The organism is Pseudoalteromonas peptidolytica (genome assembly GCF_012641745.1).
GTDB classification, from domain to species: Bacteria; Pseudomonadota; Gammaproteobacteria; order Enterobacterales; family Alteromonadaceae; genus Pseudoalteromonas; species Pseudoalteromonas peptidolytica.
Genome location: NZ_WEHZ01000026.1, coordinates 41,755 through 59,156 on the forward strand (window position 1 = coordinate 41,755; position 17,402 = coordinate 59,156).

A 17,402-nucleotide genomic window follows, 5' to 3' on the forward strand; every position below is an offset into this window, starting at 1 on the left:
TGTATACAGCTAGGTATCTTTGCGATAGTAGGACGCGTAGTGGTGTTATCGACAAACTTTTTTTGCCTCAAAATAGCAAGCTTAATGAAGTGTATTGGTATAAGTTAATCCTAGATAGCTAGAAATATTTTGAGTTATGGTATGAAACTACAGAAAGTCATTATTTTAGGTGGTGGGACAGCTGGTTGGTTGGCCGCCAATCATTTAGCAAAAAGGTTGAATGCAGAGCTAAGTCTAGATATTCATATTGAGCTGATTGAGTCAGAGAGTATACCAGCAGTAGGAGTTGGCGAAGGTACTGTCCCTTTCATGAAGGAAACACTTAAGCATTTTGGTATTGACGAAGAATTGATATTTAAAAATGCGGAGGGGTCTTTTAAACATGGTATTAAATTTTCTGATTGGTTATATAACCCTGAAAGTAACAATGGTCATTATTACTATCATCCGTTTCAGCCATATCCCAGCGGCCACGAGCAATTAATACGGGCTTGGTTAAGTAACCCAAACCGTTGTAAGTTCGAACACTTTATGTCGACACAGGCCACGGTTGCGGAGTTGGGCTTAAGTCCCAAAGCAATCACTCAAAGAGAATATGATGGTGTATTTGATTATGCTTATCACTTTGATGCTGCTTTATTTACTAAGTTATTGAAAGACAATGCTGTTAATGAGCTTGGTGTACACGTGAGCTATAAAACTATTGATGATGTGGAAATTAGCCAAGATGGCAGTATCAAGGGTTTAATAGCAAATGGTGAGCGATTTGATGCAGATTTCTTTGTTGATTGCTCTGGGTTTGAAAGCCTTTTGCTTGGTAGAGCCATGAATGTTGGCTTTAAAAGCTTATCTAACACTCTGCTTGCCGACACGGCGTTAGCGGTCCAATCACCCTACCAGGATAATAGTACACCAATCAACCCGTATACTACTGCAACAGCTAAAGAACATGGCTGGATCTGGGATATTCAATTGCAATCAAGAAAGGGGGTTGGCTATGTTTATTCTAGTAATCATACATCGGACGATGATGCACAAAGGTGCTTAGCACTATATCTAGATGTTGAACCTCAGGAGCTCAATGTTAGAAAAATTGATATGCGTTGTGGCTATCGAGAGCAATTTTGGGTAAAAAATGTGGTTGCGTTGGGGCTTGCGCAAGGTTTTGTTGAGCCATTAGAAGCGACAGGGTTGTTAGTGTTCGACTTAACAGCTTCAATGCTTGCTCACGCACTGTCAAGTGGAGAGCTTAGCTTTGCGTTGGAATCTCAAAAGTTTAATAGAGATGTTGAGAGAATGTGGTTGAACATCAGTGACTTTATTAAGTTACATTATTGCTTGTCAAAGCGCACCGATTCATCTTTTTGGTTGGATAACTGCAGTACCGATACGATACCTGATTCACTTCAACAAAAGCTTGAAATGTGGAAAGTACGTGCACCACACAAATTTGACTTTACAGATAAGCTCGGGGTATTTGATATCTCGAATTACTTGTATGTGTTATACGGTATGGAGTTTTTACCTACTCAGGTTGTGACATCAGAAGCTTCTATGCAGATTTATAAAGGCTATCAGGAATATCAAACCAGTGTGCTAAAAGAGGTCAACAGTAATTTGAGACCACATAAAGAACTGCTAGAGAAGTTAAAGCTATATGGTATACAGCGTAATTAGTCGCTAGTCTAATTGTCGAATAAACTGAGCCGGGTTGCCTGCAAACATCGTGTTGGCAGGCACGTCCTTTGTTACAACACTTCCAGCTCCGATTACCGCATTGTCTCCAATTGTTACGCCTTTATTGATGATAGCTCCATAGCCTACCCAAACATTGTGACCGACTTTTACAGGTTTAACGATGAGTTTAGAGACTTCGTCTGGGGCGTTTCTGTTTGTTAGGGTGTGTCCATCACAGTCCATGATGACAACGTTTGGACCAAATAAAGCATTGTCGCCAATTTCAACACTTTGATAACTCACTATAGCCGTTCCTTGTAGGCAGGCATTATCACCAATACGTATTTTGCCGCAGGCGTAATCGGGGCGTTTTACCGCGGTAAGTTTTACAATATCATTGGGAAATGCGGCTGCACTACTGGAATCTAGTAGTGCGTCTTTGCCTATTTTAATCGAGTCGGTGAACGCTTCTACACTGATTTTTGAAGGAAGAGTAGCCGTATTCTCATATATTTCGACATAGCTAAACTTTGGTTTGCCCAAAATGTTGGGCTTCGAAGCAAATATTTGATTGCTATCATGTATAAGGTTGAGCCACAAGTGTGACTCCGTGCTCTGTGGAAAGGTATGGTTCAAAAATTTAGGCATTATGTGGTACTTCCTTTGATTTTGTAGCCTGATTAGCTATCGCTGATGAAACCTTGCCCATATTTCTAATTTTTGCTGAAGCTAAGCCAATAATACAGATGAGCGCTGTGGTTACTCCCAATAAGGTTGTGATCTGTGACACTTCAAATCTATCTAACAAAGTACCAAGCAACATTGAAGAAAGTGGGATCAAGCCATGGATAGCAAATAATACCAGAGCAATCGCACCTGATAGTTTCTCAATTGGGACATTTAGCTGATACCAAGTGGTACCAGCAACAACAGTAAAACCTGTGGCACAGCCAATGGCAACTAAGCTGATGCAAAGTAGTAGGAGTGAAGACTGAAAACCAAGCTGGATAAATACAATCGCAGTAAGCAAATCTAGTACTAAGATATATTTTCCTAAATTCTGCATATTTGGCTTACATATCGCAACTAAAGTGGCACCGATGAAGGTGCCGATCCCTTGGCTTGCCAATAAATAGCTTAATGCCGATTCATCCATATTTAAAGTTACCTTAACAAGGTAAGGAAGCATGATAAAAAGCGGCCCATGAATAAGGATGGAAATCAACATTAAATACAACAGAATAATTTTAAGATTTGGATGTGTGAAACTATATTGAAAGCTTTTGAGCATCGATCGAAAGACAGATGAGGATGTCATAGACTGCTCTTTATCTTGATAACGGATTTTTAATGTACAGCATGCCGCTAGTGTCACCAGTATGGCATCTAGAAAGAATGCCACAATAAGATGTTCGATATTTGTACGAAATAGCCCGTTAACTTCTAAATAAGATTTTATGCCTAGAAGGGAAAACCCCACTAATACAGGTGCACAGGCTTGGATCACAAAACTGCTACCCATTGTCAGTACGTTGGCTTTTAGAATATGTTCAGGTAATACGATACGAGGAATAAACGACTGATTTGCAGGAAAACCAAGGGCGGAAAAGCCTCCCGCAAAAAGTGCGAAAGAGATGAGTAACACGAGAGATGGTTCATATAGGTATAAGCATAGTGCAAACAGTAGTGTACTTAACGCAAAGCCAAAGCGTGATATCTTAATTACGAGCAGAGGAGAGTATTTGTCTGCGATTGATCCTCCCAACAATATAAATAAACTATGCGGTATACCAAAGCACGCCATGATCACAGCAAGGGTTGTTGGGTTGTTATTGGCAACAGACAAGGTTAACCATGGCAGGGCGATAAGCGTAAAATATGCACCTATCTGGGTTAGCATAACGCCAACCCAATGAAGGTGAAATTCACTATTTTTTGATAGTGACGGCATACTACTTTATGCTTCCTGATTGGCAAAAACCAACAAAGCGCCACACATCATATTGTTTTGATTTAGCGGGCACTTCATTACGAGTCCACCATTTTGCTTCAAATAACGCATGTTGATAAACCGCTTGCTGTTTCGCTCGGTAAACGTTGTTGCTTTGCCACGAGTTAATATTGTCACATTTTAGTGTAGTGCTCTGATCCCCAGTCCAGCTGGTTGAGATTTCAGGCCAAAATTGTAAGAACTCAATACTTGGAGCCGGGGTACGTGCCCGCTCTTTTTCTTCAGCTGTCCAACTGCGATTTTGTTCTTGATGGCATGTCTGGCAAGTCATCGTATTATCGCTCCATTGCCTATTCGTTCTGATGATCAAAGGTGTATCGTCAGACGGGTCGTCATTGTTCCACTGCGTATACAACTGCTCCATGTTTTGCTCTCTAAGTAGCCACTGTGCTTGACCTTGAGTCCACTCATGCCAATGAAAATCAGGCCAGAATTTTGCCCCTAGCAAGTTTCTTGCAGTATCAAAATCACCAGCTTTTATCGAATAGTCCATAACAGTCGTTAAAAAAACTAAGCGATTGAATGAAAATCTAGGATCATCTCCACAGCTTCTAAACAGCAGATCTTGGTTACAAATACCTAACCCTTGCATTAAATAGCCGTAGCCTTTGAAAAATCGAGGAGGCTCATTAAAGTAACTGGAGGCAAGCGTTATCGAATGGAATCCGGGGCTTACTGAAAACCACTGTTCATGCTCTTGATCTATCAATGAGCGGCTTAGCGTATCTTGATGTACCCCAGCTAACCAGCGCCTAGCTAAGGTAGTCCAGCCGCCAAGAATTGAAGAAAGTCGCATTGTTTTTTTGGTACTGGTTGGTTGTTTGGCTTGTAACTCTATTTCATGAGATAGCAAAATAGCTCTAGTACTGTAGAAGCCGGTAAGGATGAAATAATACAGTGTATTTGGATCAGAATATGATACCTCACTACCTAGCCAAAGCCTTGAGCTGGCGACAAGGGTCAGTGTCATTACATTGCCCGGATCTGTAATTAAACTTTCAACGAGTGCGTTGCCGGCGTCAACGCCTTGCTCTGGTTGGACATTAAACGCATGGTGGAACTGAGTATGCGATGCTAGCTGCTCATTTACATTAAGGCTATCGTAAGCAAGTACTTGATTTACTTGCCTGCCAAGCGTTTCACGTACCTGATGTGCCCAAGTATGAAGGGTAGCCACTTTTTCTAGGCGTTCAAGGTAATAGAGTGCAACTATGCTATGTTCTAGCGATGTTGGTGTTGGGGATTTGCTGGCGATAAGAGAGCTGGACAAGTATCTTATCGCAGCCAGTGCGATGGCGTTTTCAGCATGTGGGTTTTCTAAATAGGTAATTTGAATTGCATCATCAATGGTATGACTACTTTGCTGTGTTACAACAGCGCTCAGTTGTCTATTTACCGCATCAAACTGCGTTTTGGTTAGCCCTAATTGCTGATGATACAAGTCAGTGTCGTAAAATGCTTCTAGTTTGAACTCAGTACTGTTGCTACTTGCAAGTGCGAAATTGCAAAATGCAAATACCATTAAATAAATATATCTCATTGCTACATTCCTTTTAGATTGTTTATATATTTTTCTATAAGTGTTGTTATTTGTTGTTCGTTAAATAGCAGTGCGCTGTAACCGACAAATACATGTTGTTGGCCTTGCTCGAAATAAGTTGATATGTACAAACTGTAAGGGCTTGACATTGTTTCGTCAGATACAACAAATGGAATTGTGTGCTTGAGCTTGGTGTGCCAATCTTCTAGCTTGGTGACAGTATGGGGGTTACTTGAGGTGTTTAGTTCACCTTGGTAATTGAAACTAAAATCAGCAGGTTGTAATACTGGTAGTGCTGATTTGACTTTGTCATCTGGATTTAAGTGCGACAATGCGTAGTATCCAGTCGCGTTGTGAGGGGCAGATGCCAAAAAGGTATCGATATGCACAGCGGTACTGTGTATTGACTCGAATGCGCATGATTCAAGAAGCAAATTCACCGGTGAAATTAAGTAGCCCACGATAGCTTCGGCAGAAACACCAAGGTACTGGTTGAAGCGATTGAATTGAGAAAGCTCAATGGCAACTTCGTTAAGCTCGAAAGTTGTTTTCAGCGCGTTTGCCAGAGCGGCTGTGTGTATAGTGGATTGTGAAATTCCAAGTTGTTTCGCGCTAGCACTAATTTGTGCACTGAGCCCTTTAGGGAGCGTAGAGACAGTATGGCGCTGAGCATCTCCTTGATTGGCTTTCATCACTTGCTCTACAGGGAATAGCCTGTCGCTTTGCTGCTTTGCGCCCTGCTGCCAAAAGGCAATATCGGCTTGCCACTTACCCGAACTAAAGGGTTGACTAAAATAGTCATAATACGCATTAGCAAAGTCGATATAACGATCTTTTTGGAGCTGGCATGTTGTGGCTCCAGCTTTTAAAGCGGTGATAATACGTTCTAAGTGTCGTGCTAAAACCTCCATACTAAAGCCATCAAAAATCAAATGATGTAGTGACAGTGTAACAAATACACTGTTACCTTTCTTAACATAAAATAATCTTAATAAGCTTGATGTTAAACGGATTGTTTGTACTTCTTTTGTGATAAAGGCCGCGACTTGATCAAGCGCTAAATGGGATAGATCAAAGCAAATTCTTTGAGATAGGGTGGCCTTTACACTTTCAATATATTCGTTACTTTTTTTGACATCAAACCTTGTTCTAAATGCAGGGTGGTGGGAGATAAGTAGAGTAATTGCGCGATTGAGCAAATCAAAGGTTAGTTTGTTATCTTCATCCGCAAGTGCCATAGAGTGATTGACAACCCATAGGTGATGCTCTCCCCCCATCGCGAGTAAATATTGACGATTTGGTAAACTGGGGAGTGGGATAATTTCCTCATCTTGATAATGGTGCTCATCAAGGCGCAAATCTAGAGTCACTAAATGCTCAGACTGGGTTTGCTCGACAAGGCCGGCCATGTGATCTAAGCAAGGGTTTTGGATAAACGCTTTTATTGTAATAGAGATCCCTAGCGTATGATTGATGCTTGCAATTAAGTCAATCACTTGAATTGAGTTACCCCCAAGCTCAAAAAATGACTTAAACGGATCAAAAACATCAACGTTTAGCTTACGTTGCCAAAGCTGAACGAGCACTTTTGGATAGTGTTGAATCGTACCTTGTGTAGTTTGCTCGTGATTCACGTATTTACTTTGCTTGGTCAGAGCAAGTTTATCCGTTTTGCCGTTCGGGGTCAGTGGCAACTGAGGTAGTGTTGTGATTTCAGCAGGTTGCATAAAGTAGGGTAGTCGCTCTGCGATATATTGGCGTAACGCGACGAGGTTTATCTCTGTGTTTGGCTTCAAAACGATAAAAGCAGAAAGTTTTTCTGTTTGGCTTAACACGATAGCAGCCGCATCAATATCAGGGTATTGAGAAATCATATTCTCAATCTCTGAGATCTCTATTCTAAAACCATTTAGCTTAATTTGTTGGTCGATACGTCCTTGATATATTAATCTGTCGCAGCTATCTATCTTGACTAAATCTCCTGTTTTGTAGGCACTAATGTGACCCTGATCGTGAGCAAATGAGATAAACTTATCAGAGGTTTGCTGAGCTTGGTTCAAATAGCCATTAGCGAGACCATCACCAGCAATCAATAATTCTCCGGTAACACCTCGTGGTACAAGCTGTAGCTGCTGATTAACAACATAGAATTGTGTATTGGCTATCGGTTTGCCTAGGTGGATGTCGTCATCATGACCTAATGATGCAACTGAAGACCACACCGTAGTTTCTGTCGGCCCGTACATATTCCACAAAGCAACAGCCTGTATGTTCAGGTACTGTTTTAACTCCAAGGGAAGTGCTTCTCCACCACTTAATACTGTCGTGTTTTCATGCAATTGCACATTAAAACTTTTAAGCATATTTAGTGAAGAAGGAGTCGCTTGAATAAAGTTAACCCCTGCACGATTGATTAGTGACTGTAGCTGCTGCGGATCTTTGCTTTGAGCGTTGGTGGCCAAGTGCACGGTACCACCTACGAGCAGTGGTAAATATAGTTCCAACACATGAATATCAAAGGAAATTGAAGTGATTGCTAGGGCTGATGTTTGTTCATCAAGCGCAAATGTTTCTTGCATTGCGTATAAAAAATTTCGTAATGCAAAATGAGATATTGTTACGCCTTTTGGTTTGCCAGTAGAGCCTGAGGTATAGATGATATATGCGAGAGAGTTGGCCGTAATACGTACTGCAGGCAGGTTTTTTTCAGTATTGACATCAAAATTTGCCTGCAAGCATTGCACGGTGACATCGAATGATTGGCAATGTTCTAACAATACGGGATCGCACAAGATGAGTTGCGTATCCGAATCGTCTACCATATGGGCAATTCTGGCAGTGGGGTAGTTAGGGTCTAATGGTAGATACGCATGACCGCTATGTAAAATGGCCAACATGGCAGCAACCATGTGTACTGAACGATGACAATATACACCAATAAAGCAGTTTGCCTCGAGCGACTGGGTTTGGATAAGTGCTGAATATTGCTTAACAAGCGCTTGCAGCATTTGATAACTGTATGTTCCAGATTGGTCGACTATGGCTATTTTATCTTTGTGGCGAGCAAAGGATTGCTGTAGCGCAAAAGGTAAAATATCGCGGTGGCTATAATCTCGCTGTACACCTTGCCAAGCCTGTTGCAGAGTTGCTTGCTGCTGCGGCGCGATAAGTGTGATAGCAGACATAGGTTGCGTCGCGTTTTGAAGTAAAGTATCTAAAACATTAGAAAAATTCTCGGCGAGCCGTTTGATGGTTTGATGATGATATAAATCACACGCATATTCCCATTCCAACAGCAAAGAATCTGGCTGCTCAAAAATATCCAATGTTAAGTCAAATTTTGCTTTGCGAAATTGTGTCTTTGTTGGGGTGATTTCTATATTTTTTAGCGTGGGCACAATCGGCTTCATATTGTGCATAGCAAGGAAAACATTAAATAGAGGAGGCTGATTGTGATGCCTAGTAATGGGTAGCTTCTCCAATAACACTTCAAATGGCAGGTGGGCGTGTTCAAAAGCATCTGTGGTCTGAAGTTTTGCTTCCTCCACCAACTCAGCAAAACATTTATTAAAGTCAATATGCTGTCTCATGACAACTGTATTGGCGATAAACCCAATGAGTGTTTGTAATTGAGCATGATCGCGATTGGCAACGGGTGTACCGATGACAATATCGGACTCGTTACTGTAAAACGCCAGTAGCACATTAAATACGCTATAAACCACGGTAAATGGCGTACAAGCATGTGCTTTGGCAAATGCTTTTATACTTGAAAGCTGACTTCTCTTTATTGAGCTGGTATAAAAATGTGCGCGAAGATCAGAGTGAAGTGGCCGACTGTTATCGCAAGGAAAAGTGACATTCGTGGCACAGCCTTCAAGCTTTTTTTGCCACCACTGGCTAAGTAAGTCTAACTGCTTTGGTGTTAATATCGCTCGCTGCCACCTTGCATAGTCAATGTAGCTGATTGACTCCGGCTGTGGCTTGTAAGCTGTCCCATCAATTAATTGTTCGTATCGTTTTGCTACTTGCTGACAAAATAGTGCAATAGACCAACCATCAGCAGCAATATGGTGGATCACAAACACAAAGTAATAGGCGTGAGGAGCTTTTTGAAAAACTTCGACACGAATAGGGCTTTGGTGGCGCAAATCAAAGGGGGTCTCTACACGCTGTTGAATTGCGCTAAATATTGCCTCTTCGCTTAATTTTGTACACAAGTGCAGGCGATAGACGTCAGCACTGGCAGGTGCTTGACGTTGCACTATGGTATTCTCTGTTTTTTCATATTGTGTCGTGAGCGCACTATTACAATCAATAACTTGCCTCAGCGCCTGTTCAAAAGCTACTTGGTTCAGCGCGCCTTTGAGCGCAAATATTTTAGTAAGATGATACTCAGTAGCGCCTTCGCGCAGGGAGTCTGCCAGCCACATACGCTGTTGCTGAAACGACACCTCAGCTTGTTTAACAGCATGGTTTGACGAGATAGGCTGCGCCAGCTGTTGTATCAGTTGTTTTAGCTTATTACGCTTAATTAGTGAGATAAGGTTTTGCTTCTCAGCCTTTATTTCGTCAATGAGTGCGGCGCTTGGTTGAGTTTTGGCGTGTAACTCAAGTTGCTCATCAGCACTTAGCGAAAATGAAATCCCAAGTGTACGGCATTTTTCAATTAACTGTTCCATTACAACATGACCTTTACAACTTGCTCATCGGTAACGGTATCGATAGCTGACAGCTGCTCATTGTAAAGCGTGGTAATAAAGTTGGTCAGTTTTGCCACCGAGTCATGCTTCATAACTAAAGAAGCGGGTAACGGATCATCACAAAGTGCTTGTAATCTTTGCTTAAGTTCGATTGCCATTAACGAGTTAAGACCGTAGTCGAACACGCTAGCACTACTCTCAATGTTATTTGCGTCTTGTAGCCCAAGTACAGTAGCTAAATCACACTTTATCCGACTTTCAATTAATGTTTGTCGAGCCGCTGAATTTGCAGCGTGTAATTGGGTTTTGATGGGATCTTCGTTTTGTTCTGGTGTTGATGTCTGAAAGTGTGAAAACACTGTGCTGCCAGTCGCCAGTTTGGCATCTTGCCAATCAACTTTAAAAATACCAATTTGCGACATCGCACTGGATATTGTGCGTTCTAGCTCTTCGAGCCCTTCTTTTGAGGTGAGTGGATACATGCCAGCTTGTTGCATTGCTTGCTGTTCTAATTCAGAAAGTTGTGCCGCCATTCCCGCCTCTAACCAAGGACCCCAGTTTAAGCTAAGCGCAGACTTTCCTTGCTGTCTTCTTGCGATACACAAGCCATCCATAAAGGCATTCGCAGCCGCATAGTTTGCTTGTCCCGCCCAGCCAACAATAGCAGCGATAGAAGAAAAACAAACAAAGTAGTCTAATGACAGGGCGTGAGTGGCAAGGTGTAAATACCATGCACCATTAACTTTTGGTGCCAGCACTGAATACATGTGTTCTGCACTTTGGGATGAAAATGTTGCATCTTTTAAGACACCAGCGGCATGGAAAACTCCTTTTAGTGGCGCACCTGAATGCGCAATATGCTCGATGACTTTTACGACATCGTCGTACTGGCTAATATCAGCTTGAATGTATTGAATAATACACCCCGACAGTGCAGCTTTTTGGATTGTGTCGTTTAGGCTATCGCTAAGGGCGCTTCTACCAGAAACAAAAATATGCTTTGCCCCTTTTTCGTATAACCAGTTCACAATCTCAAGACCAATCCCTCCTTGCCCTCCAGTAACTAGATAACTGCCCTTATCAAATTGCTCTGACGGTGTATGCCGCTTACGTGCAAAAGTCGGTAATGTGTCGAACTTAACTGACAAATATTCCGCTGCTAGCTCAGTCGGCAGGGCATTAACAGAAATGCAGTCTGAGGGTTGTTTCAGTACTCGGTCATCATTGTTGAGCAATTCAACGATTTGTACTGTCAGTCCATGTAGTGCGTGGATAGATTGGCTGTTATCTAACTGTATGGTTGGCTTGATAAAAGTATAGTCATCATGACTTAACTGTGTTGTTGGTGGAGGAGTGATACAGATGATATGGGCACCATAACATAGTCTCGCCTGTATCGAATTTGGTATGCTCGTGGCCGGATCTAGTACTAAAGTTGCAATTGATTCAGTTGTCTCACTCTTGTCTGTGGAGTCAATAACATGCACAACGCGCCCTGCGATCTTTAAACAAGATATCGCGACAAAGCTTTCAATGGTGGACGGATTAAAAAAGCTGACAGCAGTGGTTTGTGTAAGCAGTGTTTGCACTAACGCCAAAGCTCGGTGTAATACAGCTAAGTGCTCAGTTAACCATGTCGCACTTATGTCAGGCAGTGACACAAACGGCAAAGCGTCATCGATATAATTGGTTACACCAGCATTGGCGAATACAAGCTTAGGTTTTGTGTGATCCGCAAGCTGATAAATAAAGCAGCTTGGTCTATTGCTTAATGCTGCTCGACTAATTGATACCGCACGGACGGGGGTGATGGCTTTGTCATCATTCTTTTGTGCATAAGCCACCCAACAGTTGTCATCCATGAGCCACTGGTAATGGCCGGTGGGCGTTGTGGAAATGGTGAAATCTTTTGACTCAGTGCAGGCCTCGGAGCTTAAGTGGGCAAGTTTTTGTACGAAAACATCGCCATGACGGATAGCCATTTCCGTATCGTTCAGTTGTTGTGCGAGGAGCAGTTGCTTAAGTGTTTCAGCACTAGAAGGCTTAGCGTCAATATCGAGTAAGGTTACTTTAAATTGTTGGTTTTCTGTAGAAAATACTCTCAGCATACCCCATATTGCGCTTTGCAGCGGGTTAATTTCTGTGTCTCCAGCACCTTGTGAATGTTTGGTGATAATCACGATTTCTAATGACTTACCCCAATTGACAGCTTGGATAGCTTGAAAATAATGAAGTGGCGCAACTAAAGCACGTTCAATAACCGTTTGTGAGAGGCTACCATGGCGCATTTCTATATTTGCTAAATGACGAACATCAACAATCAAGCGCTCAGTGTGACTGAGATAGGGTTGTAGTTTTTCAATGAGTGACGCTGAGTCATCATCTGACGTGATATGCACCACTGAGTTATTTTTAAGAACGTGAAGAGCCGAGAAATCAGTATTTTCAGCTAAAATACTCACGGTATTTGGCTGAGTATCTCCTGCATCCTGCGTTACTGGAGCGTGTTGCCAATTGTAATGATATTTGAGCTCCTTTAATGAGTCTAATTGATGTTGAGTATTAGGTTTTAACTCAATCCCTTTAATGGCAACACAGAGCTGGCCGTCCAAAGTATAAATATGGAGATCGCCAATGCAAATTGGATCGCTGAGAAGGGTAATGTCAAGCACTGAAAAGCAACGATTTGTGGGCTTTTTGTAAAAGGTAAACTCGCTGATTTTAACCGGTAAGTAGGACTTATTAACAAGTTGAAAAAAGCTCTGAAAAGCGCCATCAAGTAACATTGGGCTTAGCATAACTTGTGAGTCATCTTGAGACTCACAGTGTATTTCGACGATGACTTGTGATGATGACTTCCAGCACTGTAGTACACTTTGAAATTGCGCTTGGTAATTCATATCAAGCTGGTGGCAATGGGCGTAGAAGTCGGCCTTACTTATGGCTTGTGGAAATTGTTGTATAGTGTCGCTTAAAGTGTCACCTTGATGGCAGCCTCTTTCATGCGTATCTAAGGTAAAGCGGGATTGTTGATGCCAAGTATCAGCCTCTAAACTAGACAATGAAATTGTCCCGTTTTGAGTATGGTAGCGAGTCTCTATGGTAATATCTTCATCGCCAAGATACAGAGGCCGATTAAATTCAATGTCGCAGAGCGTGAACTGAGCATGTGGCTCTGGCTGTTGCGTGCGGGCAAATTGTAGTGCCGCTTCAACATAGGCTGCACCAGGATAAATCACCTCAGTACCAACTTGGTGACCTGACCAATATGGCTGTTTTTTCACGTTAACTTTGGTTTGGAAAATGGGTTGATGACTGAGTAACTGTTGACCCAGTGTGGGTAAACAGAGGTCAGAAAAAGCATCGCGTTTTTGTTTGTTTTCAACCCGTGCGAGTTGAACATCAGGATGTTCAAGCCAGTATGATTGGTGCTGCCATTGATAATTAGGAAGCTTGATAGTGTGATTTGGAAAGCAGTTTATTGCGTTGAGTGCCAGCTTAGGAGCTAACAAACCAGATACCGCTAATGCGCCTAATGCGGCTGCAAACTGGACTTCATCGTCTTCATTTCGAAGGATAAGCGGTGTGGTGAACACAGAAAGGTCTGAAGCAACTTGCTTGATCACGTTACAGAGCACGGCGTGAGGGCTTATTTCAATAAAGTTTCTTACTCCGTTATCAAGCAGTGTATTTATCGCTTTTTCAAAATAAACAGGTTCGCGGACGTTCTTCGGCCAGTACTCAGCGTGCCAATCTTGCTGTTGGGTAAGTGAGCCTGTCACTGTGGAATACAGTGCAATGCTCGGCTCAGATGGAGACAGAAGGGCTAAAGCATCTAACAACGGTTGCTCTAGCTTATCCATAACAGGGCTATGATAGGGCACGTCAACATTGAGAAACTTTGCAAACTCGCCCTCGGCATCTAACTGTGCTGCAATTTCACTAAGTGTGTCGGTATCACCAGCAAGTGTGACGGCGGTGCTACTATTGATAGCTGCGATAGAGACTTTGTTTGGATATTCGTTACAAAGCGTTTGTGCTTGTGCTTGCGAAATCCCAACTGCCAGCATCTTTCCCTCACCTGTGGTCGTTTGCTGTAGCCGACTACGATGGTAGATGATGCGAATAGCGTCTTCGAAGCTGTACACTCCAGCGCAATAGCTTGCGGCAACTTCACCGGCGCTATGGCCAACGATGGCATCGGCTTTGATACCGTATGAAGTTAACAATTGAAACAAAGCGATTTGACAGGCAAATATTGCAGGTTGTGCATACTGGGTTTCATGGATCTCGTCACCGCCATTGTGCATTTTATCGATCAATGACCACGACACATAGTGCTGCAATGCGCTATCAACTTTATCTATCTCTTGTTTAAATATTTTGCTGCTGCAATACAGGGCTTTGCCCATCGTTTGCCAAGTAGTTCCCATACCGGAAAAAACCAAAGCAGTAGGAGATGATGCGCTCTGCTGAGAAGTTGCACTTTGAAAGACTTTATTGGGGCGCTCGAAAATGAAGTCTTCAAGTTGTGCCATCAAAGTCTGCTTATCTTTGGCTGTGAATACCACTCTGTTTTTAAAAGCGGTGCGCAATAGTACCGAGTTACGGCAGAAGTCGGGGAGCTCATGAGTTGCTAAAGGCGCTAAATAGTCTAAATACGCTGAGACTTGCGCTGTCAATGCCGCTGCCGACTTTGCACTAACAAAAAGTTGTAGCACACCTGCATGATCGGGGTTTGAGGTAGGGGTTAGAGTTGCTTGCTCTACCACTACATTTGCATTTGTTCCACCAAATCCAAATGAATTCACAATTGCACGCCGAGGTGTATCGTCGGCTCTATCAGGCCAAGGCGTATTTTCCGTGACTACTTTTATATTTAACTGTGCCTCATTGATGGCTGGATTTATGGTGTGACAGTGCAGTGTTTTTGGGATTACACCGCTATTCATTGCATTAATTGTTTTAATTAAGCCAGCTAATCCTGCGGTGGGCTCTGTATGGCCGATATTACTTTTAACTGAACCTATTAGGCATGGCATTAACTTGTTATCTCGAATGCCCAAAACACTACCCAAAGCATTGACCTCGATAGGATCACCCACAGCTGTGCCAGTGCCATGTGCTTCGGCATAATCAATATCCTGGCCACTCAAACCTGCAAATTCTAATGTTTTTGATAACAAACGCTGCTGCGCTAGACCATTTGGTACTGTGATCCCATTTGTTTGCCCGTCTTGATTCGTGCCACTTGCCTTAATAACAGCTAGGATTGGATCATGATCATTGATTGCATCCGCGAGTTTTTTTAATACCACGACTGCAACGCCTTCACTTCGAACATAGCCATTCGCGTCACTCGAAAAACTTTTACATAAGCCATCAGGTGAAAGCATAGAAGCTTTGCAAATAGACATTGTCATTTCAGGTCTAAGCAGCAGATTGACGCCACCGGCAAGTGCTATACGGCTATCTCCGTTTAGGATTGCCTTACATGCTAAATCAAGCGCTACGAGTGATGAGGAGCAGGCGGTATCGAGAGTTAAGCTAGTACCATGGAAATCAAAACAATAAGACACTCGGTTTGCCGTCAGCGTCATCGATGAGCCCGTTGCTGAGTGACTTGAAACGTAATCATGTGCGCAGCTTGCAGTTTGCAGTTGCTCAAAGTCGTGCATAAATTGCCCCATGAATACGCTGGTGTCACTGCCTTTTAATTGTTCGATGTCTAGCCCTGCGTTTTCTAGCGCTTCGTAAGTTGCTTCAAGTACCCAGCGTTGTTGAGGGTCAATATATGGGGCTTCTTTTGGTGAAATGCCAAAAAATGGGGCGTCGAATAATGATAAACCAGATAAGAATCCACCATTTTTTACATACATTTTCCCTGACTTTTCACGATCGCTGTCATAATAGGCACTAATATCCCAGCGCTCTTTTGGTATTTCGGTGATGCCATTACCGCCAGCCAATAAAAACTGGTGAAAGTCAGAAGGTGCATTGTTGTCTCCGGGGAGCCGGCATGAAACACCAATGACAGCGATGTCATTGCTTGGCATAGTTGCAGCTTGATTGTTGTTCATTGTTATTACTCCAAAATACGGTGGTGTTTACATGGCTTGGCTAAATGATGTGGCATGGGCTTGGCTGAATAAAATACCCTTCAGCGCATCATTGGGGCGAGTGTGGGCGGTTAGTATGTCTTGCCAACTCATTCCTTGTTGTAGTAGGTACGTTGCAACCGAACAGTGTTTGTCGTGAATATAGTTGATATTTTCTTTTGCACTTTTATAGGTATCAGCTTTTACTTTAGGGTGTGGGTAATGAATTGCTTTTGCATCAGTGATGAGCTCAAATTTAGCACCTATACCGTGGAGCCTAAGTGCTAATTCAACATCTTCCCCCCCCCAGCTTGTGAAATATTCATCAAAGCCTTCGATGTCAAAAAGCGCTTGTGTTTTGCACGACGCGTGACAAGTCCAAAAGATAAGCCAAGGTTCAGCAATATACTGTAGTGACAACCCATGAGAGTGTAAGTAAGGGGCGCGACAATCTTGAAATTGGTCTAAAAAAGTGTGATCAGCAAAAATATTATTATTGGATAAGCGATGCTTAAAAGCCCGTATACTGGACTCTTCGAGTTCTTCAAACCCAAAGCACAGTCCAATTAATACATCAATGTTACTCGACTGGTATTGCTTCAAATGTTGGGCTAAACATGATGCTTCTGCAATGACACCTGAGTCCAAAAATAATACATGCTCAAATTGCGCCGCTAATATGCCGATATTTCGTGCTCGAGCAACCCTAAATCCTTGATCACTTTGAAAGTAGTAATGTATCGGTAGCTTATCTGTGTATGAGTCAACAATGTCTTTTGTATTATCGTTCGAGCCGTCATCTACCACGATAACTTCAAAGAAAACGTTACTAAGAGTTTGTCTTTCTAAACTCTGTAATGTGAGTTGTAATAATTGGCTGCGGTTATAAGTGGGAATAATAACGCTGATCCCAGGTCTCCAATCTTTCATTTTTATATTCCTTTGAATTTGCAATCGTCGCAAAAGTTAGCACCGAAATTGGATACGTTATTTTTGATATGTGAATTATTGGTGTCAATATGTTATTTGGTTTTTTCAAGTTGTTATTTTGTGTGTATTTAGTAACCTAATGATTATTAAGGTTGTTGTTTTTTTGTTCGTCTTTTTTGGTTGAATATTGTTCATCAATGAGGTTCGATATGTATGTGGTAATGTTTTGTAAATTGGGAAGGTGATTTATTCGTGTTATGTTGTTAATCATTTTCAACACCAGCAGGGACACTGTAATGTGAAGAGCTTTATGGGAAGCACCTGTATGCGTGTATTAACATCGTATTTGCGTCTAATAGCGAGTTCTTTTATTGCCAGTATTGATGCTTACCAATATGAGTTTACAACCAATTCTTAACTTTGAGTCGATACCTTTAAGGTCT

Annotated in this window: 7 protein-coding genes; 1 reads left to right on the forward strand and 6 read right to left on the reverse strand. The window is 42.3% G+C overall.

Going from position 1 to position 17,402, the window contains the following annotated elements:
- The first annotated feature begins 141 nt into the window (after positions 1 to 141).
- Complete coding sequence (locus tag F9Y84_RS15990; RefSeq protein ID WP_147389114.1) at positions 142 to 1,677, forward strand: tryptophan halogenase family protein; 1,536 nt, start codon at positions 142 to 144, stop codon at positions 1,675 to 1,677.
- Positions 1,678 to 1,680: 3 nt separating this feature from the next.
- Here the strand turns inward: F9Y84_RS15990 and F9Y84_RS15995 are convergent, their stop codons facing one another.
- The 6 genes from F9Y84_RS15995 to F9Y84_RS16020 are packed head-to-tail and all read right to left on the reverse strand — an operon-like array spanning position 1,681 to position 16,959.
- On the reverse strand, positions 1,681 to 2,325 hold the full coding sequence (locus F9Y84_RS15995) for an acyltransferase (RefSeq protein WP_128732714.1): 645 nt from the start codon (positions 2,323 to 2,325) through the stop codon (positions 1,681 to 1,683).
- Positions 2,318 to 3,628, reverse strand: coding sequence for an MFS transporter (locus F9Y84_RS16000; protein ID WP_147389115.1), 1,311 nt, complete (start codon positions 3,626 to 3,628; stop codon positions 2,318 to 2,320). The genes F9Y84_RS15995 and F9Y84_RS16000 overlap by 8 nt, the downstream gene beginning before the upstream one ends.
- 1 nt (position 3,629) lies before the next feature.
- Positions 3,630 to 5,228, reverse strand: coding sequence for a hypothetical protein (locus tag F9Y84_RS16005; protein WP_147389116.1), 1,599 nt, complete (start codon positions 5,226 to 5,228; stop codon positions 3,630 to 3,632).
- 2 nt (positions 5,229 to 5,230) lie between these two features.
- Positions 5,231 to 9,910 carry a non-ribosomal peptide synthetase gene (locus tag F9Y84_RS16010; protein WP_147389117.1) on the reverse strand — a complete coding sequence of 1,560 codons (4,680 nt, stop codon included), beginning with the start codon at positions 9,908 to 9,910 and terminating at the stop codon, positions 5,231 to 5,233.
- Entirely contained in the window at positions 9,910 to 16,011 is a 6,102-nt protein-coding gene (locus F9Y84_RS16015) for a type I polyketide synthase (protein WP_147389118.1), read from the reverse strand. The genes F9Y84_RS16010 and F9Y84_RS16015 overlap by 1 nt, the downstream gene beginning before the upstream one ends.
- A 27-nt stretch (positions 16,012 to 16,038) precedes the next feature.
- Positions 16,039 to 16,959 carry a glycosyltransferase gene (locus tag F9Y84_RS16020; protein WP_125253894.1) on the reverse strand — a complete coding sequence of 307 codons (921 nt, stop codon included), beginning with the start codon at positions 16,957 to 16,959 and terminating at the stop codon, positions 16,039 to 16,041.
- Positions 16,960 to 17,402 lie beyond the last annotated feature (443 nt).